17 protein-coding genes are annotated in these 19727 nt (G+C 70.7%); 8 read left to right on the forward strand and 9 right to left on the reverse strand.

What is annotated here, in order from left to right; all coding sequences use genetic code 11:
• Positions 1 to 131: 131 nt before the first annotated feature.
• The 4 genes from DMA15_RS26745 (at position 132) to DMA15_RS26760 (ending at position 4093) form a co-directional block, all read left to right on the forward strand.
• Positions 132 to 1115 carry an ATP-binding cassette domain-containing protein gene (locus DMA15_RS26745; protein WP_125515308.1) on the forward strand — a complete coding sequence of 328 codons (984 nt, stop codon included), beginning with the start codon at positions 132 to 134 and terminating at the stop codon, positions 1113 to 1115.
• Positions 1112 to 1954 carry an ABC transporter permease gene (locus DMA15_RS26750; RefSeq protein ID WP_125515309.1) on the forward strand — a complete coding sequence of 281 codons (843 nt, stop codon included), beginning with the start codon at positions 1112 to 1114 and terminating at the stop codon, positions 1952 to 1954. Before DMA15_RS26745 ends, DMA15_RS26750 begins: the two co-directional genes overlap by 4 nt.
• Before the next feature lie 330 nt (positions 1955 to 2284).
• A complete protein-coding gene (locus DMA15_RS26755; RefSeq protein ID WP_125515310.1) occupies positions 2285 to 3877 on the forward strand; it encodes an acyl-CoA carboxylase subunit beta in 1593 nt (530 codons plus the stop codon).
• A gap of 21 nt (positions 3878 to 3898) precedes the next feature.
• Positions 3899 to 4093 (forward strand): acyl-CoA carboxylase subunit epsilon, encoded by a 195-nt coding sequence (locus DMA15_RS26760; protein WP_125515311.1) that lies wholly within the window; start codon positions 3899 to 3901, stop codon positions 4091 to 4093.
• A gap of 152 nt (positions 4094 to 4245) precedes the next feature.
• Here the strand turns inward: DMA15_RS26760 and DMA15_RS26765 are convergent, their stop codons facing one another.
• Positions 4246 to 5133, reverse strand: coding sequence for a LysR family transcriptional regulator (locus DMA15_RS26765; RefSeq protein ID WP_125515312.1), 888 nt, complete (start codon positions 5131 to 5133; stop codon positions 4246 to 4248).
• 115 nt (positions 5134 to 5248) lie between these two features.
• On the opposite strand from DMA15_RS26765, the gene DMA15_RS26770 reads away from it, so the two are divergent.
• The gene (locus tag DMA15_RS26770) at positions 5249 to 5647 is read left to right on the forward strand and encodes a tautomerase family protein (RefSeq protein ID WP_125515313.1); all 399 of its coding nucleotides are present in this window, start codon (positions 5249 to 5251) and stop codon (positions 5645 to 5647) included.
• A 64-nt stretch (positions 5648 to 5711) separates the two neighbouring features.
• On the opposite strand, the gene DMA15_RS26775 is transcribed toward DMA15_RS26770, so the two are convergent.
• From DMA15_RS26775 to DMA15_RS26810, 8 genes are all read right to left on the reverse strand, one after another.
• On the reverse strand, positions 5712 to 6296 hold the full coding sequence (locus DMA15_RS26775; RefSeq protein WP_030361923.1) for an ATP/GTP-binding protein: 585 nt from the start codon (positions 6294 to 6296) through the stop codon (positions 5712 to 5714).
• The gene (locus DMA15_RS26780) at positions 6277 to 6867 is read right to left on the reverse strand and encodes a DUF742 domain-containing protein (protein WP_125515314.1); all 591 of its coding nucleotides are present in this window, start codon (positions 6865 to 6867) and stop codon (positions 6277 to 6279) included. The genes DMA15_RS26775 and DMA15_RS26780 overlap by 20 nt, the downstream gene beginning before the upstream one ends.
• 95 nt (positions 6868 to 6962) lie before the next feature.
• Positions 6963 to 7376, reverse strand: coding sequence for a roadblock/LC7 domain-containing protein (locus DMA15_RS26785; RefSeq protein WP_030787419.1), 414 nt, complete (start codon positions 7374 to 7376; stop codon positions 6963 to 6965).
• A gap of 10 nt (positions 7377 to 7386) precedes the next feature.
• On the reverse strand, positions 7387 to 10500 hold the full coding sequence (locus DMA15_RS26790) for a nitrate- and nitrite sensing domain-containing protein (RefSeq protein ID WP_240660264.1): 3114 nt from the start codon (positions 10498 to 10500) through the stop codon (positions 7387 to 7389).
• A gap of 484 nt (positions 10501 to 10984) precedes the next feature.
• Positions 10985 to 11584 (reverse strand): ATP/GTP-binding protein, encoded by a 600-nt coding sequence (locus tag DMA15_RS26795; protein WP_125515316.1) that lies wholly within the window; start codon positions 11582 to 11584, stop codon positions 10985 to 10987.
• A complete protein-coding gene (locus tag DMA15_RS26800; RefSeq protein ID WP_030787427.1) occupies positions 11565 to 11966 on the reverse strand; it encodes a DUF742 domain-containing protein in 402 nt (133 codons plus the stop codon). Before DMA15_RS26800 ends, DMA15_RS26795 begins: the two co-directional genes overlap by 20 nt.
• 142 nt (positions 11967 to 12108) lie before the next feature.
• Positions 12109 to 12522, reverse strand: a complete 414-nt coding sequence (locus DMA15_RS26805; protein ID WP_030787430.1) for a roadblock/LC7 domain-containing protein — start codon at positions 12520 to 12522, stop codon at positions 12109 to 12111.
• Between the two features lie 9 nt (positions 12523 to 12531).
• Positions 12532 to 16422: a nitrate- and nitrite sensing domain-containing protein gene (locus DMA15_RS26810; protein ID WP_240659945.1), complete on the reverse strand. Its 3891-nt coding sequence runs from the start codon at positions 16420 to 16422 to the stop codon at positions 12532 to 12534.
• A 574-nt stretch (positions 16423 to 16996) separates the two neighbouring features.
• Between DMA15_RS26810 and DMA15_RS26815 the strand changes: the two genes are divergently transcribed.
• From DMA15_RS26815 to gltX, 3 genes are all read left to right on the forward strand, one after another.
• Positions 16997 to 17197, forward strand: a complete 201-nt coding sequence (locus tag DMA15_RS26815; protein ID WP_206302848.1) for a hypothetical protein — start codon at positions 16997 to 16999, stop codon at positions 17195 to 17197.
• Positions 17198 to 17389: 192 nt separating this feature from the next.
• On the forward strand, positions 17390 to 18187 hold the full coding sequence (locus tag DMA15_RS26820; RefSeq protein ID WP_125515318.1) for a fumarylacetoacetate hydrolase family protein: 798 nt from the start codon (positions 17390 to 17392) through the stop codon (positions 18185 to 18187).
• Positions 18180 to 19655 carry a glutamate--tRNA ligase gene (gltX, locus tag DMA15_RS26825; protein WP_125515319.1) on the forward strand — a complete coding sequence of 492 codons (1476 nt, stop codon included), beginning with the start codon at positions 18180 to 18182 and terminating at the stop codon, positions 19653 to 19655. Before DMA15_RS26820 ends, gltX begins: the two co-directional genes overlap by 8 nt.
• Positions 19656 to 19727: the final 72 nt, after the last annotated feature.

Below are 19727 nucleotides of genomic sequence, written 5' to 3' on the forward strand. Positions count from 1 at the left end.
TCCCACCCGGTTGCCCACGCCCCAAGGGGCGTCCGCAACCTCAATTTCGAACTGATGTGCGATTGCGGTCTCCATCCACCGCTCGCCCCTCGGCCGCCCGGCCCCTCCCCTCTCCATGAAAGGGAACCCCCATGACCAGGCTTCTCCAGCCGCCCGCGCCCCCCACGGGCACCCCCGCGGCGATCACCGCCACCGCCCTGCGGAAGTCATTCGGCGGGAAGGCCGTCCTCGACGGGATCGACCTGCACATCCCGAAGGGCTCGATCTTCTCCCTGCTCGGGCCGAACGGGGCCGGCAAGACGACCGCCGTGCAGATCCTCTCCACGCTGATCGCCCCGGACGGCGGCGACGTACGCGTCGCGGGACACGACCTGGCCCGCGACCCCGCGGCCGTCCGCTCGGTGATCGGCGTCACCGGGCAGTTCTCCGCCGTCGACAACCTCCTGACCGGCGAGGAGAACCTGCTCCTCGTGGCCGACCTCTACGGCTACCGCAGCCGCGAGGCCCGCCACCTGGCCGCCGGCCTCGTCGAGCGGTTCGACCTCGTGGAGGCGGCGAAGAGGCCCGCTTCGACGTACTCCGGCGGTATGCGCCGCCGCCTCGACATCGCGATGACCCTGGTCGGCGACCCGAGCATCATCTTCCTCGACGAGCCCACCACCGGCCTCGACCCGCGCAGCCGCCACGGCATGTGGGAGATCGTCCGCGAACTCGTCGGCGACGGCGTCACCGTCTTCCTGACGACGCAGTACCTGGAAGAGGCCGACCAGCTCGCCGACCGCATCGCGGTGCTGAGCGGCGGCAAGCTCGTCGCCGAGGGCACCCCCGAGGAGCTGAAGCGCCTCGTCCCCGGCGGCCACGTCGTCCTGCGCTTCGCCGACGTCGCCGGCCTGGACCGCGCCGCCCACACCCTCGGCGTCGGCACCCGCGACGACGACGCCCTCACCCTCCAGGTCCCCAGCGACGGCAGCGTGCAGTCCGTGAAGGCCCTGCTCGACTGGGTCGAGGCCACGGAGACCGAGGTCGAAGGCCTCACGATCGACACCCCCGACCTGGACGACGTCTTCTTCGCCGTGACCGGCCGTCCCGACAACGAGAAAGTGACGACCCGATGAGCGTCTCCGCCCCCGCCACGTCCGCCGCGGCCCCGGCCACCGTCCGCCCCTCCAGGCCCGCACAGCCCTCCGCGCTGCGCAACTCCCTGACCATGCTGCGCCGCAACCTCCGGCACGCCCGCCGCTACCCGGCCATGACGATCAGCCTGGTGATCATGCCCATCACCATGCTGCTGCTCTTCAACTACGTCTTCGGCGGCACGATGTCGGCCGGCATGGGTGCCACGGGCGCGGAGTACATCGACTACCTCGTCCCCGGCATCCTGCTGATGGCCGTCGGCGCGGGCGTCCTGCCCACCACGGTCGGCGTCTGCGTCGACCTGACCGAGGGCATCGTGGCCCGCTTCCGTACGATGCCGATCAGCGCCTCCTCGATCCTGACGGGACGTGCCGTCGGCGCCGTCATCCAGACGCTGCTCAGCGTCGTCCTCGTCATCGGGGTCGCCTTCCTCGTGGGCTTCCGCTCCGGCGCCGAACCCATCGAGTGGGTCGCGGCGGCCGGGCTCATCGCCTTGATGTGCTCCGCCCTCACCTGGCTCGCGGTCGCGCTCGGCCAGCTGGTCAAGGCCCCGGAGGCGGCCAGCAGCGCCGCCATCCCCTTCTCCTTCCTGCTGCCCTTCCTCAGCAGTGCGTTCGTACCGCTCGACTCGATGCCGGACTGGCTGCGCCACTTCGCCGAGTGGCAGCCCTACACCGCCTTCATCGAGACCCTGCGCGGGCTGCTCCTCGGCGACGAGATCGGCAAGTTCGGACCGCTGGCGGTCGGCTGGGGCGTGGCGATCACCATCGGCGCGTTCCTGTGGGCGCGGTCCCAGTTCAACCGGGCCACCACCCGCTGAGACGCCATCCGGAACACCGTCGTACGTTTGTCGGCCTCCGCCAACGCGAGGCCGACCGCGCTACGGTTCACGCGGGCCGCCGGGTGCGGCCCGCGTGTCATCCTGTGAGGCGTCTCTCACCCGGCGCGGACCACCTACGTGACCCCTACGCGACCCCTACGAGGCCGCGCGCGGGGCATTCTTTGTGGAGACCCTACAGACGGCGCCTGCCCGAACAGTCACTTCTTCAGCAACCGCGCTCTCTTCTGTCCGGGGCTGCCAGGAAAACGGCCCGGAGACTGTACAGAGTCGACGGTCCGTTTCCCTGGGGGCCCTCCGTAAGGTCGCTACATGACCGTTTTGGACGAGACCGCCTCCTCCGGGGGCGAGCCCACCGACGCGCGTGGGCGCGTGGCCGAACTGCACGAGATCCGTGCGCAGGCGCTGCGCGGGCCCAGCGAGAAGGCGACCGAGGCGCAGCACGCCAAGGGCAAGCTGACCGCACGCGAGCGGATCGAGCTCCTCCTCGACCCGGGCTCGTTCAAAGAGGTCGAGCAGCTGCGCAGGCACCGCGCCACGGGCTTCGGCCTGGAGACCAAGAAGCCCTACACCGACGGTGTCATCACCGGCTGGGGCACGGTCGAGGGCCGTACGGTCTTCGTCTACGCGCACGACTTCCGCATCTTCGGCGGCGCGCTGGGCGAGGCGCACGCCACGAAGATCCACAAGATCATGGACATGGCCATCGCCGCGGGTGCCCCGCTGGTCTCCCTGAACGACGGCGCGGGCGCCCGCATCCAGGAGGGCGTCTCCGCTCTCGCGGGCTACGGTGGCATCTTCCAGCGCAACACCAAGGCCTCGGGCGTCATCCCGCAGATCAGCGTGATGCTCGGCCCGTGCGCGGGTGGCGCGGCGTACTCCCCGGCCTTGACCGACTTCGTGTTCATGGTCCGCGAGACGTCGCAGATGTTCATCACCGGGCCGGACGTGGTCCGCGCGGTGACCGGTGAGGAGATCACGCAGAACGGTCTGGGCGGCGCGGACGTGCACGCCGAGACCTCCGGCGTCTGCCACTTCGCGTACGACGACGAGGAGACCTGCCTCGCCGAGGTCCGGTACCTCATCGCGATGCTCCCCTCCAACAACCGTGAGAACCCCCCGGCGCACGAGTCCGACGACCCGGCCGACCGGCGCTCGGACGTCCTGCTCGACCTGGTTCCGGCCGACGGCAACCGCCCGTACGACATGGCCAAGGTGATCGAGGAACTCGTCGACGACGGCGATTTCCTCGAAGTCCATGAGCGGTGGGCGCGGAACATCATCTGTGCTCTGGCCCGTCTTGACGGCAAGGTCGTCGGGATCGTGGCGAACCAGCCGCAGGCGCTGGCCGGGGTCCTTGACATCGAGGCCTCCGAGAAGGCCGCCCGCTTCGTGCAGATGTGCGACGCCTTCAACATCCCGATCGTGACGCTGCTCGATGTGCCGGGCTTCCTGCCGGGCGTCGACCAGGAGCACGGCGGCATCATCCGCCACGGCGCCAAGCTCCTGTACGCCTACTGCAACGCCACCGTGCCCCGTATCTCCCTGATCCTGCGCAAGGCCTACGGCGGCGCCTACATCGTCATGGACTCCCAGTCCATCGGCGCCGACCTCACCTACGCCTGGCCCACCAACGAGATCGCCGTCATGGGCGCCGAAGGCGCCGCCAACGTCATCTTCCGCCGCCAGATCGCGGCCGCCGAAGACCCCGAAGCCATGCGCACCCGCATGGTCAAGGAGTACAAGGCCGAGCTGATGCACCCCTACTACGCCGCCGAACGCGGCCTGGTCGACGACGTCATCGACCCCGCCGAGACCCGCGAGGTCCTCATCAACTCCCTCGCCATGCTCGCCAACAAGCACGCCGACCTGCCCTCGCGCAAGCACGGCAACCCTCCGCAGTAGCCCACAAGGAGAACGCTGCAGATGACTCCCCCCGACATCCGAGTGGAAAAGGGCCACGCCGAGCCCGAGGAAGTCGCGGCCATCACCGCGATCCTGCTGGCCCGCGCCGCCGCGCAGCCCGCCGCCGCCCCGGCCCGCCGCGGCCGCGCGAAGGCCGGCTGGCGCCGCCTGGAGCGCACCCCGGGCTTCCGCGCCCCGCACAGCTGGCAGGGCTGAGTCCCTCCGTATTTCGCTACGGGCCCCGTTCTCCTCCGGGAGGGCGGGGCCCGCGCCGTTCCCTGGGTGCGAACGCGCCGACAAACGGAGCCCGTTTCGGCGGCAAACGGGCAACGGGCGCCGTCCGCAGGCGGGTTCGGCAGGGGGCCGGGTCAGGACGTCGGCGTGGGATCGGTCGTACGGGACAGGTGAGTCACCGCCGCCTTCGCCAGCGGACGGACCGCCGGATGCCAGGCGCGGCCCAGCGGCCCGCTCAGCACCAGGCGCCGCGAGGCCCGCGGCTCCACCGGCAGCAGCACCAGGTCGGGCGGGACCAGGGAGCGCGAGACCTCGGACAGGACGGTCACGCCGATCCCGGCCTGCACCATGCTGATCAGGGTCGCCAGGTCCCGGACGCGGTGCGTGGGGCTGAAGCGCAGTCCGGCCAGACGGTGGAGTGCGCGGACCCGGTCCTCGCAGCCGTTCGGCGAGATCAGGAACTCGTCGTCCTCCAGATCACGGATGTCGACGGCAGGTTCGCCCGCCAGGGGATGGTCGCGCGGAAGCAGGGCGCGGTACCCGTCCAGGGCGAGCTGGACACCGGGGCCGGGCGGCGGATCGACGAGAACGGCGGCGTCGGCCGTGCCGTTCTCCAGCCACTGGGCGACCTCGGAGCTGTCGCCCTCGAAGAGCCGCACCGTGACGCGCGGCAGGCTCTCCCGCCAGTGCCGCAGCAGGCCGGGGAGCAGCCCCTGGCAGACCGTGGGCGTCGACGCGAGCCGCACGGTTCCGACCGGCGTCCCGGCGTCGGCGGCGATCTCCTCCACCGCCCTGACCGCCGACAGCGCGCCACGGGCGTACGGCAGCACACGCTCCCCGAGCGCCGTCGTCCGCACCGGACCCGAGCGGACCAGCAGCGGGGCCGCCAGCTCGCGTTCGAGGGAGGCCACGGCGTGCGACACCGCCGACTGGCTCATGCCGAGCTCCGCGGCGGCCGCGCTGAACCCGCCCGCGTCGACGACGGCGAGAAAGGCCCTGAGCTGCGGGAAGTTCACGGTCATGAGGCGGCCTCATAGGTCTATGACGGCTATGCGTTGGATCAATGGTGCCAGGCCGGGCCAGGGTTGCCCCGTGCCGCCGACCGGGCGGACACGGAAGAACGACGCGAGGAGAGCCATGCCCCACATCAGGGCCACCGTCACCGACCCCGACCTGCCCGCCGACGTCGGCCGTGCCCTCGCCGAGGGCCTGACCGGCCTGGCGGTCTCCGCGCTCGGCAAATCCGCCGCACGGACCATCGTCCATCTCGACCTCGTCCCCGCCGGCCGCTACCACGTCGCCGGGAAGCCCCTGAGCGAGGGCGACCGCGACGCGCACCTGGAGGTCAGCATCACGGCGGGCACCAACAGCGCGGCGGAGAAGGCCGCGTTCGTGACCGGGGCCGCCGCGTTCCTGACGGACCTGCTCGGCCCGCTCGCCCGGGGCGGCGTCGCCCTGCACGAACTGCACCCCGAGAACTACGCCTACCAGGGCGTGACGCAGTTCGAGCACTACCGCGGGGCCCGCGGGAACTGACAGGGGCCCGCACGCCGAAGCGTGCGGGCCCTCATCCGCGTACGGGAAAAAGTGGGACGGACCGCTACCGCAGCCGCGCCATCAGCGCGTGCTCGACCAGCGTGATCAGCGCGCTCTTCGCGTCCGCGCGGTGTCGTGCGTCGGTGGTGATGATCGGGGTGTCCGGGCCGATCTGGAGCGCCTCACGGACCTCGTCGGGGGTGTAGGGCTGGTGGCCGTCGAAGCCGTTGAGGGCGATGACGAAGGGGAGCCCGGAGTTCTCGAAGTAGTCGACGGCGGGGAAGCAGTCGGCGAGCCGCCTCGTGTCGACCAGGACGACCGCTCCGATCGCGCCACGGACCAGGTCGTCCCACATGAACCAGAAGCGGTCCTGACCGGGCGTACCGAAGAGGTACAGGATCAGGTCCTGGTCCAGGGTGATGCGGCCGAAGTCCATGGCCACCGTCGTGGTGGTCTTGTCCCCGGTGTGGGTGAGGTCGTCGATGCCCGCGGACGCGGACGTCATGACGGCCTCGGTGCGCAGCGGGTTGATCTCAGAGACCGCCCCGACGAACGTGGTCTTGCCCACGCCGAAGCCGCCCGCCACCACGATTTTCGCGCTGGTGGTGGAGCGGGCTGTTGCTCCTCCGCTAGAGCTTGCGAAGTCCACTGAGCACCCTTTCGAGCAGTGTCACGTCTGGCTGGCCGCCGGCGGACTCGTCGCCGCCGGGCTGGTGGATGGCGACAAGTCCGGCCTCCGCCAGGTCGGCTACGAGGATTCGGGCGACGCCGAGGGGGATGGAGAGCAGTGCCGAGATCTCAGCGACTGACTTGATCTCGCGGCACAGGTTGCAGATCCGCTGATGCTCGGGCAACTGGCCCTGCAACTGGTGCGGTTGTGCGGTGGTGTGCACCAGCGCCTCGATGGCGAGCTGGTAGCGCGGCCTGGTGCGGCCGCCCGTCATGGCGTACGGGCGCACCAGGGGGTTGTGCGCCGACCCGGCGGGCGCCGGTGTGGGGGCGCGCCGCTGGGACTGGACCGGCTGGATACGGGGCGCGTGCGCCGGCGTGCCCTGGTCGTAGGGGCGCGGACCCGGCTGCTGGGGCTGCGCGTACGGCTGGCGGCGATGGCTCGGCGCGGAGGGGAAGTTGTACCGGTTCGGCCCGCCGTCGTGCTGACCACCCTGGCCGTGACCAGGGGACCAGTTCGCCGAAGACGAACCGTCTGGGGGTGTTGCCACGTTGCTTCCTCCTCCAACTGTGCCGGGCACCATCACTGTGGAGCCGCGTCCCGAAACCTTACGGGCACGGGCCGCGAAAACGCACCGTCTGTCTGTTAGTTGAGAAGGCTCCCCTGGAGCTCCGCGCGCAGGTCCGGCGTGAGGACGGTGCCCGCGCGGTCGACAAGAAGTGCCATCTCGTACCCAATGAGACCGATGTCCGCATCCGGGTGGGCGAGGACGGCGAGCGAGGAGCCGTCGGAGATGGACATGATGAAGAGAAATCCTCGCTCCATCTCCACAACGGTCTGGGTCACGGAGCCGCCCTCGAAGATCCGGGAGGCCCCGGCGGTGAGGGAGGTCAGACCCGAGGCGACGGCCGCGAGCTGGTCGGCACGGTCGCGGGGGAAGCCTTCGGACATCGCCAGAAGGAGTCCGTCGGCGGAGACCACCACCGTGTGGGACACCCCGGGGGTGTTGTCCACGAAGTTGGTGATCAACCAGTTCAGGTTCTGCGCCGCCTGGCTCATCGGGCTCACACTAACGCTCCTGGTTGTAGGTGCTATCAGGGCTGAAGCCCTGGCCATTCGTGTCACTGCTGTTGCTGCGGCCCCGCTGGACGCCGCGGCGCAGGTTGCTCAGCCTGCCCCGCACTTCCTCGGGATCGCGGGAGACCTGGGGGCCGCCCTGTGGGGTCTGTTCCGCCGTGCCTTCGACCAGGTTGGCCTTGGGCACGCGCCGCGGGAGCCCGGACGAGGTGACCCCGCCCGCCTTCGGCTCCTTGAGGCGCTCGGCCCGCTGCCAGCGCTCGTCGTTGGACGAGCGCCAGTCGGGCCCGCCCGGGCCGCCCTGGCCCGCGTTGGCCGCGAGAGCACCCCCGGCGGGAGCACCTCCAGCGGGAGCACCCCCGGCGGGACCGTTCCCGGCGGGCGCGTTCCCGTTCGGGGCCGAGGAGCCCCGGCGGGGGAGACCCGCCTTGGTCGTGTCGTGCACGACGGACGGCGTCGGTCCGGGCCGGTCGAAGCCTACGCGCTCGGCGTCGCCCGCGGGGGCCTGAGCGGATTCCGCTTCCTGGCCGTACTCGGGCTGGTAGCCGTCCCCGCTGGGCCAGTCGTCCTGACGGGACCGCTCCGGATAGGAGATCTGGGGGTCCTGGTAACCGTCCTGCGCCGGGTAGTACTGCTCGTCGTACGCGGGGGCCTGCTGCTGCTCGTCGCCGTAACCGCCCTCGGCGTACTGCCCGTTGCCGTACTGGTCGGCGGGGTACTGCTCACCGGCGTACTGGTCGTGCGCGTACTGGCCGTGCGCGGGCTGCTCACCGGCGTACTGCTCGTTCTCGTACGCGGGGCGGCCCTGGTCGTACCCGGACTGCGCCTGGTCGTAGCCGCCCTGCTGCTCGTCGTAGGCGGGCGCGTGCTGCTCGTACGAGTCCTGCCGCGCGCCCTGTCCACCCTGCTGCGGGTCGACCTCGTCGCGGAAGAGCGGGCGGCCGGCGCCCGGCTGCTGGGCCTGTGCCTCAAGGGCGGCCCTGCGCTCCTCACGCATCAGCGAGCGGCCGACGGGGTCGAGGCCCGCCTCGGCGCCGTCACCGTGGTAGCGGCTGTCGTCGAAGCCCAGCTCCGCGGCGGTGCGCAGCGGCTCGGCCTCCAGGACCTGCTGCTCCGGGATGATCGAGGAGACGGTGAACTCGGGGTCCTGCCCGTGCTGTTCGCCACCACCACCGTGCGTGATCCCGTCCGGCAGCATGACCAGCGAGGTCGTGCCCGCCTGCTCGCCCGAGGGGCGCAGCTGGACGCGGATGCCGTGCCGGTCGGCCAGCCGCCCGACCACGAACAGGCCCATGCGCTGGGAGATCGCGGCGTCCACGGTCGGCGGGTTGGCCAGCTTGTGGTTGATGTCCGCGAAGTCCTCGGCGGTGAGGCCGATGCCCTTGTCGTGGATCTCGACCATGACGCGGCCGTCGGGCAGCCGGGTCGCGGTGACGCGGACCTTGGTCTGCGGGGAGGAGAACGTGGTGGCGTTCTCGAGCAGCTCGGCGAGCAGGTGCACGAGGTCGGTCACGGCGAGGCCGTGGATCTCGGCCTCCGGGACGCCCGACAGCTCGATGCGCTCGTACTGCTCCACCTCGGAGGAGGCGGCGCGGAGCACGTCGACCAGCGGGACCGGCTGGTCCCAGCGGCGGCCGGGCTCCTCGCCGGAGAGGACCAGGAGGTTCTCGCCGTTGCGGCGCATACGGGTCGCCAGGTGGTCCAGGCGGAAGAGGGACTCCAGCTGGTCCGGGTCGGCCTCGTTGTTCTCCAGGTCGGTGATGAGGGTCAGCTGGCCCTCGATCAGCGACTGGTTGCGGCGCGAGAGGTTGGTGAAGATCGCGTTGATGTTGCCCCGCAGCAGCGCCTGCTCGGCGGCGAGCCGCACGGCCTCGCGGTGCACCTGGTCGAAGGCGCGGGCGACCTCGCCGATCTCGTCCGTGGTGGTGATCGGGATGGGCTGCACGCGGGTGTCGACCCGGCCCGGGTCGGTGCGCGACAGCTGGTCGACCAGCATCGGCAGCCGCTGCTCGGCGATGCCGAAGGCGGCGGTACGCAGCTGACGCATGGCCTTGGACATCTGGCGGGCCATCATCCCGGCCAGGATGAAGGCGGCGAGCAGCGCGACGACCACGATGGCGCCGGTGATGTACGCGTTGCGCTGGGCGTCGGAGGCGATCTGGGAGGCCTCGTCCACAGCCTTGTCGGCGAGGTCGGACTCGATCGTGCGGTAGGCGTCGAACTTGGCGGAGGTGGTGTCCCACCAGGCCTGCCGGGTGATGCCCTTGCCGGCGAGCTCGACCCGCGCGCTGGGCTGCGTGCTCTCCATGGTGGCGATGGCCGCGACCATCTGGTCCTGGGTGGGCGGCGGGTTGGCCTGCTTCTCGGCCTCGGCCGCCAGCTTCTTCTTCGCCTCCTCCAGCTTGGCGACGTCCTGGGGAGTGCCGCCGCCGGTGTACTCCTCGATGGCGACGCGCTCCAGGTAGGCGTACGAGGAGAAGGAGGTGCGCTGGAGGGTGAACGAGCCGGTGCCGGGGCCCGGCTTGACCAGCAGGTGCGTGCCGATGGACCGCTGCAGCGAGAGCGCGGCCTTGGAGAGCGAGATCGCGTAGACGGTGCGGCCGTAGCTGGTGATGTTGCCGGTGCCCAGACCGAGTTCGTTGGCGAACTCCATCAGGGGGTGCTGGATGGCGACGTAGCCCTCTTCGGTCTTCACGCCGGGGAGCTTGGTGGTGTACGCGGCCTGACGCAGCGGGATCAGCTTCGGCTCGACCTTGCGGAAGGCCGCGAGACGACGGGTGAGCCCTTCCTTGTCCGGCATGTCCTCGGCGGCCGCCTTGAACGCGGCCGCGGCCTCGTCGGTGGCCTTGCGGGCCTTGACGACGGCCGGGTCGGTCCGCTTGCCGTTCAGCAGCGGGGCGGCGGAGATGTCACGCTCCTCGACGAGGCGGTTGCCGTAGTCGAGGGAGGCCCGCACCAGGCGGGCCGTGCTCTCGGCGTCCCGGGCCTCGCTCCAGGTGTCGATGGAGCCCTTCACCTGGAAGCCGCCCATGACCAGGCCGACGAGCACGGGTATGAGCAGGATCGCGTTGAGCTTGGTCGGTACGCGCCAGTTGCGGGGGGACATCCGTCCGCCGGAGGGAGCCGGGGGCTCGTTGCCGGGGCCGGAGCTCACGTCAACGGGGGACGCCGCTGTGCGCGGCGGCGGGGTGAAGTTGCCCCGCGCGTCCCCGGTGGGGGGTGCCGCGGGGCTCGTCTTGCTTCGCCTCACTCGACCAACAACCTCTCGGCGGCGGCACTCACTCTCGTGCCGCTGTCGTCTCCAAGGCCCGTGCTACTGGGCAGTTCAGCGCATTCCAGCACGTCAGGCACTGCTCTTCCAAACAGTGGGAAGCGGAAGTTCCGAGTGGTGTAAGCCTCAGATAAATCGGTCATAAAGAGCGAGCCCCGCCAAAAGGCGGGGCTCTTGTGAGCACAGCGGCACCAGGCGACCGCGACGCGTGGCGGTCACCTGGTAATTCTCTGTCGAAACGTTATGAACACGGCGCGCGCCCGTGTCAAAGGACACAGGCCGCTCCGTGCGGTCTACGACAACTGCCGTATACACCTGCCTACTTGAGACGTGCCATAAGTGCGTGCTCGACCAACGTGATCAAGCCACTCTTTGCGTCTGCACGGTGTCGCGCGTCGGTGGTGATGATCGGCGTACCCGGACCGATCTGGAGCGCCTCGCGCACCTCGTCCGGGGTGTAGGGCTGGTGGCCGTCGAAGCCGTTGAGGGCGATGACGAACGGCAGCCCGCTGTTCTCGAAGTAGTCGACGGCCGGGAAGCAGTCGGCGAGCCGCCGCGTGTCCACGAGCACGACCGCTCCGATCGCGCCACGGACCAGGTCGTCCCACATGAACCAGAAGCGGTCCTGACCGGGCGTACCGAAGAGGTACAGGATCAGGTCCTGGTCCAGGGTGATGCGGCCGAAGTCCATCGCGACGGTGGTCGTCGTCTTGTCCCCGGTGTGGGTCAGGTCGTCGATGCCCGCGGACGCGGACGTCATGACGGCCTCGGTGCGCAGCGGGTTGATCTCCGAGACGGCCCCGACGAACGTGGTCTTGCCCACGCCGAAGCCGCCCGCCACCACGATCTTGGCGGAGGTGGTGGAACGGCCCGAGCCGGAGCCTGAGCCGCCCGAGCCGTTAGAGCTTGCGAAGTCCACTGAGCACCCTTTCGAGCAGTGTCACGTCAGGCTGACCGCCGGCGGACTCGTCGCCGCCGGGCTGATGGATGGCGACGAGCCCGGCCTCGGCCAGGTCCGCCACGAGGATCCGGGCCACACCGAGCGGCATCGACAGGAGCGCCGAGACCTCGGCCACCGACTTGACCTCGCGGCACAGGTGGCAGATCCGCTGGTGCTCGGGGAGCAGTCCCATCAGCTGGGCCGGATCGGCCGTGGTGCTCACCAGCGCCTCGATGGCGAGCTGGTAGCGGGGCCGGGTCCGGCCGCCGGTCATCGCGTATGGACGCACCAGCGGCTGGTCGCCCTCCATTCCGTACGAGGGGTCACCGTACGGGTTGTGAGAGGCGGTGGGCGGGGTCATGGATCCTCCGGGCGGGACAGCAGGTCATCTGCGTGTGCCGTCTGACAGAGCCGGTGGGGGCGTATGGCGGCCGGACGGTTGGTCAGTACGTTCGGTCGGTGGGGCGGCCGAAGGGGCGGAAGCTTTCGAGCCGGCTTCGGGGCTAGTGGAGCAGGCTGCCCTGCAACTCGGCGCGCAGGTCCGGGGTGAGGACCGCTCCCGCGCGGTCGACGAGCAGCGCCATCTCGTACCCGACGAGGCCGATGTCGCACTCGGGGTGCGCGAGCACGGCGAGGGACGAGCCGTCGGAGACCGACATGATGAAGAGGAACCCCCGCTCCATCTCCACCACGGTCTGGGTGACGGTGCCGCCCTCGAAGATCCGGGACGCCCCGGCGGTGAGGGAGGTGAGGCCGGAGGCGACCGCGGCGAGCTGGTCGGCCCGGTCCCGCGGGAACCCCTCGGACATGGCCAGAAGGAGGCCGTCGGCGGAGACCACGACCGTGTGGGACACCCCTGGGGTGTTGTCCACGAAGTTGGTGATCAACCAGTTCAGATTCTGTGCCGCCTGGCTCATCGGACTCAACTAACGCTCCTGCTGGTGAGTGGGGCGAGGGAAACTGCCGGTCTGGCCGGTACCGGCCTGGCGACCCTGCTGAATGCCCCGACGGAGATTCGTCAGCCGGCCGCGTACCTCTTCGGGCGCACGCGAGACCTGCGGACCTGTGCTGTCCTGCTGCTGCTGTGCCGTGCCCGCGACCAGGTTGGCCCGCGGGACGCGGCGCGGCAGTCCGGATGTGGTGACCCCGCCCGCGGTGGGCTGCCGGACGCGCTCGGCCTGGCGGCCCAGCTCGTCGTTGGGCGAGGAGCGCCAGCCGGCGGGGGCACCGGGGCCCGCGCCGTTCTGGCCGTTGCCGTTCCCGTTGCCGGCCGCGGGTGCGGGTCCGGCGGGCGGGGCGTGGCGCGGGCCGCGCGACGGCAGCGGGCGCTGCGGGCCGGGGGCCTGCGGCGCTTGCGGTGCCTGCCGCTGGGCGGGCTCGGCGGGGTGGCCACCGGTCTGGTGGCCGTGCTGGGCCTGCTGCTGGTTCTGGTGGCTCTGCTGGTCCTGCTGACGGCTCTGCTGCTCGGCCTGCGCCCGCTGGTTCTGCTGCTGCTGGAACCAGTTGGTCTCCAGCGTGTCGTACAGCGGGGTGCGACCGTCACCGGGACCGGCGGCGGGCAGCAGGTCATCGGGCTGCGCGGAGCCGGGCAGCTGGTCGGCCTGCGGCTGCTGGGGGAGGCCCTGGTGGGGCTCGCCCTGGCCGCGGCGCGGGGCCGGCGGACGCGGCACCGTGTAGTCGGTCAGCTCCCGGCCGGCCTGCTGCGCGGGGCCGCTGCCCTGGTCCTGCTGCTGGTTCTGCTGGTTCCGCGGCTGGTTGCGCTGCGGCGCCTGCTGCTGGTTCTGGTGCTGGTTCTGCTGCGGGGCCTGACCCTGCTGGCGGCCCTGCTGGGCCTCTCCCTGGCCGCCGAAGACGTCCGAGCGGACGAACTTGCCGGTGCCCTGGTCCTGCGGGGCGGGCGTGCCGGGCGGCGGCGCGTTGAAGTCCGGGCGGGGGAACTCGGCGGTGGAGCCGGGACCCTGTCGCTCGTCGGGGGCGGTGGCCTGCGGGAACTGGCCGGTGGCCTCGTGCTCCTCGTGACCGCGCGGGGTGTCGAAGGGCTCGCGCGAGACCTGCGGCTGCGCGTTCTCGTCGCTCCAACTGGGCACGCGCGGCTGCGGGTTGCCCCCGGGCAGCTCGGCACGCGGCCCGCCCCGGGGCGGCAGCTGAGGCCTGCGCCCCTGGTCACCGGAGTCGGCCGGCGGCTGCATGGCGTTCGTACGCTGCTGGGGGACCGGAGGCTGCTTGGCACCGCCGCCACGGCCGCCCTGCGGCGCCTGCGGCTGCTGGCCCTGCTGTCCGGGCTGGCCCTGCTGCCCGTGCTGGCCCTGAGGACCGGCCGGCGGACGCTGCTGGCCGGTGTCCCGGGAGGGCAGCGCGGCGCGCGGACCCGAACCGGCGACCTGCTGGCGCGGCGCACTGGCACCGAGCCGTCCCGCGCCACCCGGACCACCGGCACCGGGCGCACCCGCGCCGGGCCCGCCACCGAGCGCCGGACCGCCACGGCCGGGGCCACCGGCCGGACCGGAACCACTGCCGAGCGCGGGACCGTTGTTCCCCGCGCCGACCCCGCGGCGCGCGGCCGCGGCACCGGCAGCGGCGGCCGCCGCGGCGGGACCACCGGTCGGGCCGGGGCCACCGGGCTTGCCGGGAACCTTCTTGCCGCCCTGGGCGACATCGACGGGCAGCATGACCAGCGCGGTCGTACCACCGGAGTCGGAGGGGCGCAGCTGGATGCGGATGCCGTGGCGCTGCGAGAGGCGGCCGACCACGAACAGACCCATGCGGCGGGAGACGGAGACGTCCACGGTGGGCGGCGAGGCGAGCCGCTCGTTGATCGCGGCGAGGTCCTCGGGGGAGAGGCCGATGCCGGTGTCGTGGATCTCGATCAGTACGCGGCCGTCGGGCAGCGCGTGACCGGTGACCTTCACCTTCGTCTGCGGCGAGGAGAACGACGTCGCGTTCTCGAGCAGCTCGGCGAGGAGGTGCACGAGGTCGTTGACCACGCGGCCCGCGACCTCGGTGGCGGGCACGGCGGACAGTTCGATGCGCTCGTACTGCTCCACCTCGGACGCGGCGGCACGCAGCACGTCGACGAGCGGCACGGGCCGCGTCCAGCGACGGCCGGGCTCCTCACCGGCGAGGACGAGGAGGTTCTCGCCGTTACGGCGCATGCGGGTCGCGAGGTGGTCGAGCTTGAAGAGCGAGGAGAGCTGGTCCGGGTCGGCCTCGCGGGACTCCAGCTCGGAGATGAGCGAGAGCTGGCGCTGGATGAGGCCCTGGGAACGGCGCGAGAGGTTGGTGAACATCGCGTTGACGTTGCCTCGCAGAAGGGCCTGCTCGGCGGCGAGGCGGACGGCCTCGCGGTGCACGTCGTCGAAGGCCGCGGCCACCTGGCCGATCTCGTCCCGGGAGTGCACACCGACGGACTCGACGGAGGTGTCGACGTCCTGCGGGTCCGACTCGGAGAGCTGCTTGACCAGCTCGGGCAGGCGGTCCTGGGCGACCTTGGTCGCGGTGTCCTGGAGCCGGCGCAGCGAGCGGATCATGGAGCGGGCCACGACGAACGCGCCGACGAGCGAGACGCCGAGCACGAGCAGGATCAGCGCACCGTTGAGGATGGCCGACTGCTCCGACTCGTTGCGCAGCTCGCGCGCCTTCTGCTCCATCTCGCCGAGCAGCGTCAGCTCGATCTTGGACATCGCGTCGATCTTGGTGGTGTCGGCGTCGACCCAGTCCCTGTAGGACCGCTTGTCCTGGAGCTTGATGCCGCCCTCCTGCTCGAGGACGCGCTTGGCGTACTCGTTGGCGGCCTTGATCGAGGCGTTGCCGCCGTCGATGGGCTTGGTCAGCTCCTCCGCGTTGCCGGCGTAGATCTTGCTGAACGTCTGGAGCTGCGAGCGCTCCTTGTCGTTGGCGCTGAGACCGAAGGTGCGGTCGGTCTCGCTGAGCTTGCCGTACTCGCTGTCGTTGGCGGGCAGGGCGGCGGCGATGATCGCCCGCTGCACCGACGCGTACTCCTTGGCCGAGGAGAAGGCGGCCAGGGCGCGGGTGCGCTGGATCATGTCCGGGTTGCTGGTCGCCTGCGCCATGTCCTGCGAGAGCGCGAGCAGCTGCTCGACGAGCTGGCTGTAGGCCTCGACGGTCTGCGAGGTGGACGCGCCGTCCTTATAGGCGTCCTTGCGGACCTTGTTGATGCCCTGGAGCTGCTGGGTGATCTGGACCGCGCTGTGCCGGACGCCGAGAAGACCCTTCTCGCCGTCCGTGTCGTTCAGGTCCTGGGTGCCCTGGAGGAAGTTGCGGTAGACCCGGTCGGTCTTGGCGCGGGCGCCCTTGACCGTGTAGTCCGAGGCCGTCGCGCCGTGCGACAGGGGACCGGCCGACTTGTCGCGCTCCTCCTGGAGCGCCACGGCGAGCGCGGTGGCCTGCTTGGTCATGTCGGTCAGCAGCTTCATGTTGTCGAGCTGCTGGATCTCGTCCATGGACGAGTTGATGCGGAGCGCGCCGAGTGAGGTCGCGGTGATCACGGGGAGCGCGAGCAGGGAGACCAGGCGGGTCGAGATGCGCCAGTTGCGCAGGGCTATTCGTGAGCCCGTGTTGCTGGGCGAGGCGGCACCGGACGCACCCTTGCCCTTGGCCGGGGCGGCAGCGGGCCCGCTGCCCGGCGCACCCTGGCGCGCGGCACCGGCCTTGTCGCCGGGCGCACCGGGTCCCGGGTTCTGGGCGTGCTGGGGCGAGGAGCCGCGGTCGCCGCCGCGCTCCGGCTCCGCCGCGGCATCCCCTCGGCCGCGACCGGCCTGGGGAGACCCCTTGCCATCCCTCTTGAAACGTCCCTGCACTAGCGTCGCAACCTCTGGACCAGGCGTCCTGCCGCTGAACGGCGGGACGGTGTCGGCGTCGTGGGGCGTCAAGCGCCCCATGGGTGGTCGTTGAGTGACCGGCGCTGCTTCCCCTTCCGGCCGCCACTCGGCGCTGCGTTGCGCCCTGCGCGCCGGTTCGATCCCGCGGCGGTCCCGGGAATTCCAGCACAGTGCAGGATCTCCAACAAGGCCCGTGTGTCGCGCCGGGACAGAGGTGACACGGCGTGAGTGAGGGGTCACGAGACGTAGAAGGTGATCCGGGGGAAAGCGGACGCATCCCCTCAAAGTGGCTACGGGGAGGGGGTGTCCCAGTCTTCATGATCAGGAGCGGAATGGTGCCTTCAGTGGCGCAATGTCCGTTTCCAAGTGGCGGAAGCGGGGCCTGATTTGACCTTTTTGCCCGCTCCTTCGTGAGCAAACTCACATGAAGATCATGGCCTCTTCCGGACTTTGGCCGGGAATTGGATGTTTAGCCTGACGCTTTACAGGGATGGCGAATCCGACAAGCCGCGTCCGTCAGACGACGCCTCAACCGACAGGGTCCGAACAGCAGATGAAGACTGTGAAGCCGACGATGTTCCGCAACATAGCCAACCCGCGCCGCACCACCCTCGCGCATCTCGAGGACGCCGCCGACGTCCAGCGCGCGGCCGACCAGCCGGAGCACGCCGTCGACCTGCCGACCCAGACCGCCAACCCGAAGCGCACGATCCTGATGACCGCGCCGGAGACATTCGTCCCGTCCGGCGCTTGAGGGCTTTCGCCCGCCCGCGGGGTCCAGTGGCCGTCCGTACGAGATTCCAGCCCGTCCGGCGTTTGAGGACGAGCCGCGAAGCGGCGATCTACCGAGGTGAAACTCGGGGCCCGGTGAAGAGAGCGACCGCCGGCCGCAGGCCATCACGTTAGCCTGGGGTGTCAGACCCCACCCACCTCAAGAGGCTAGAGCGTGCGCATCGCCAGGTTCTCCATCGACGGCAATGTCGGCTACGGCGCGGTCGAGGGGGAGAGCGCCCCCGGCAGAGAGGGCGAACTCGTCCTCGACATCATCAAGGGCATCCCGTACGCCGACTTCGAACTGTCCGGCACCAAGGTCCCGCTGAGCAAGGTCCGCCTGCTCCCGCCGGTGCTCCCGAACAAGATCGTGGCCTTCGGCCGCAACTACAAGGAGCACGCGGCGGAGCTGGGCAACGAGACGCCGGACGTCCCCTTCGCCTTCCTCAAGCCGTCCACCTCCCTGGTCGGCAGCGGCGACCCCATCACGTACCCCTCCTTCTCCGAGGAGCTGCACCACGAGGCCGAGCTGGCCGTGGTCATCGGCCGCATGTGCCGTGAGGTCCCGCGCGAGCGGGTCAAGGACGTGATCTTCGGCTACACCTGCGCGAACGACGTCACCGCACGCGACGTGCAGCGCCGCGAGAAGCAGTGGGCCCGCGCCAAGGGCTTCGACAGCTCCTGCCCGCTCGGCCCCTGGGTGGAGACGGAGATCGACCTGGCGGCCGCGAACGACCTCACCATCCAGTGCACGGTCAACGGCCAGCAGCGCCAGCTCGGCCGCACCAGCGAGATGACCCACTCCATCGAGGATCTGATCGTCAACATCTCCGAGGCCATGACGCTGCTCCCCGGCGACGTCATCCTCACGGGCACCCCGGCAGGCGTCGGGCCCCTCAACGTCGGCGACGAGGTCGCCGTCACCATCGAAGGCATCGGCACTCTCACCAACAAGGTGATCAAGCGTGGCTAACGCGAACGTCCGCGTACGTTTCTGTCCCTCGCCGACCGGCAACCCCCACGTGGGTCTGGTCCGCACCGCCCTGTTCAACTGGGCCTACGCCCGGCACAACGGCGGCACCATGGTCTTCCGCATCGAGGACACCGACGCGGCGCGTGACTCCGAGGAGTCGTACCAGCAGCTGCTCGACTCGATGCGCTGGCTGGGCTTCGACTGGGACGAGGGCCCCGAGGTCGGCGGCCCGCACGCGCCGTACCGCCAGTCGCAGCGCATGGACATCTACAAGGACGTGGCGGCCAAGCTCCTCGACGGCGGCTACGCCTACCCCTGCTACTGCACCACCGAGGAGCTGGACGCCCGCCGCGAGGCCGCCCGCGCCGCCGGCAAGCCGTCCGGCTACGACGGCCTGTGCCGCGACCTCACCGACGAGCAGAAGCGGGCGTACGAGGCCGAGGGCCGCAGCCACATCGTCCGCTTCAAGATGCCGGACGAGGCCACCACCTTCACCGACCTGGTCCGCGGCGAGATCACCGTCCAGCCGGAGAACGTCACCGACTACGGCATCGTGCGCGCCAACGGCGCCCCGCTGTACACGCTGGTCAACCCGGTCGACGACGCCCTGATGGAGATCACCCACGTCCTGCGCGGCGAGGACCTGCTCTCCTCCACGCCCCGCCAGATCGCCCTCTACAAGGCGCTGATCGAGCTGGGCGTCGCCGAGCGCATCCCCGAGTTCGGCCACCTGCCGTACGTCATGGGCGAGGGCAACAAGAAGCTCTCCAAGCGCGACCCGCAGGCGTCCCTCAACATCTACCGCGAGCGCGGCTTCCTCCCCGAGGGCCTGCTGAACTACCTCTCCCTCCTGGGCTGGTCGTTCTCCGCGGACCAGGACGTCTTCTCGATGTCCGACATGGTGGCGAGGTTCGACGTGGCGGACGTCAACCCGAACCCCGCCCGCTTCGACCTCAAGAAGGCCGAGGCGATCAACGCCGACCACATCCGCATGCTCGACGTGAAGACCTTCGCCGAGGCCTGCGAGCCCTGGCTGAAGGCCCCGCACGCCAACTGGGCCCCCGAGGACTTCGACGAGGCCGCCTGGCAGGCCATCGCGCCGCACGCGCAGACCCGCCTGAAGGTCCTCTCCGAGATCACCGACAACGTCGACTTCCTGTTCCTCCCGGAGCCGGTCTTCGACGAGCCCTCCTGGACGAAGGCGATGAAGGAGGGCTCCGACGCCCTCCTGCGCACGGCCCGCGCCAAGCTGGAGGCGGCGGACTGGACCTCTCCGGAGTCCCTCAAGGAGGCCGTCCTGGCCGCCGGCGAGGAGCACGGTCTCAAGCTCGGCAAGGCGCAGGCCCCGGTCCGCGTCGCCGTCACCGGCCGCACGATCGGCCTGCCCCTCTTCGAGTCCCTGGAGATCCTGGGCAAGGACAAGGCCCTGGCCCGCATCGACGCGGCCCTGGCGAAGCTGACCGCCTGATCGGCGAATACATGGCGGATACGCGGATACGCCATCGAAGGGCCCGGAAGCCGAGACGGCTCCCGGGCCCTT

The sequence above is a fragment of the Streptomyces sp. WAC 01529 genome (assembly GCF_003945545.1).
GTDB lineage: Bacteria > Actinomycetota > Actinomycetes > Streptomycetales > Streptomycetaceae > Streptomyces > Streptomyces anatolicus.

Coding starts and splice junctions, on each gene's coding strand:
- DMA15_RS26745 (WP_125515308.1), top strand. CDS start 132: ATGACCAGGCTTCTCCAGCCGCCCGCGCCCCCCACGGGCACCCCCGCG.
- DMA15_RS26750 (WP_125515309.1), top strand. CDS start 1,112: ATGAGCGTCTCCGCCCCCGCCACGTCCGCCGCGGCCCCGGCCACCGTC.
- DMA15_RS26755 (WP_125515310.1), top strand. CDS start 2,285: ATGACCGTTTTGGACGAGACCGCCTCCTCCGGGGGCGAGCCCACCGAC.
- DMA15_RS26760 (WP_125515311.1), top strand. CDS start 3,899: ATGACTCCCCCCGACATCCGAGTGGAAAAGGGCCACGCCGAGCCCGAG.
- DMA15_RS26765 (WP_125515312.1), bottom strand. CDS start 5,133: ATGACCGTGAACTTCCCGCAGCTCAGGGCCTTTCTCGCCGTCGTCGAC.
- DMA15_RS26770 (WP_125515313.1), top strand. CDS start 5,249: ATGCCCCACATCAGGGCCACCGTCACCGACCCCGACCTGCCCGCCGAC.
- DMA15_RS26785 (WP_030787419.1), bottom strand. CDS start 7,376: ATGAGCCAGGCGGCGCAGAACCTGAACTGGTTGATCACCAACTTCGTG.
- DMA15_RS26790 (WP_240660264.1), bottom strand. CDS start 10,500: ATGTCCCCCCGCAACTGGCGCGTACCGACCAAGCTCAACGCGATCCTG.
- DMA15_RS26800 (WP_030787427.1), bottom strand. CDS start 11,966: ATGACCCCGCCCACCGCCTCTCACAACCCGTACGGTGACCCCTCGTAC.
- DMA15_RS26805 (WP_030787430.1), bottom strand. CDS start 12,522: ATGAGCCAGGCGGCACAGAATCTGAACTGGTTGATCACCAACTTCGTG.
- DMA15_RS26815 (WP_206302848.1), top strand. CDS start 16,997: ATGAAGACTGTGAAGCCGACGATGTTCCGCAACATAGCCAACCCGCGC.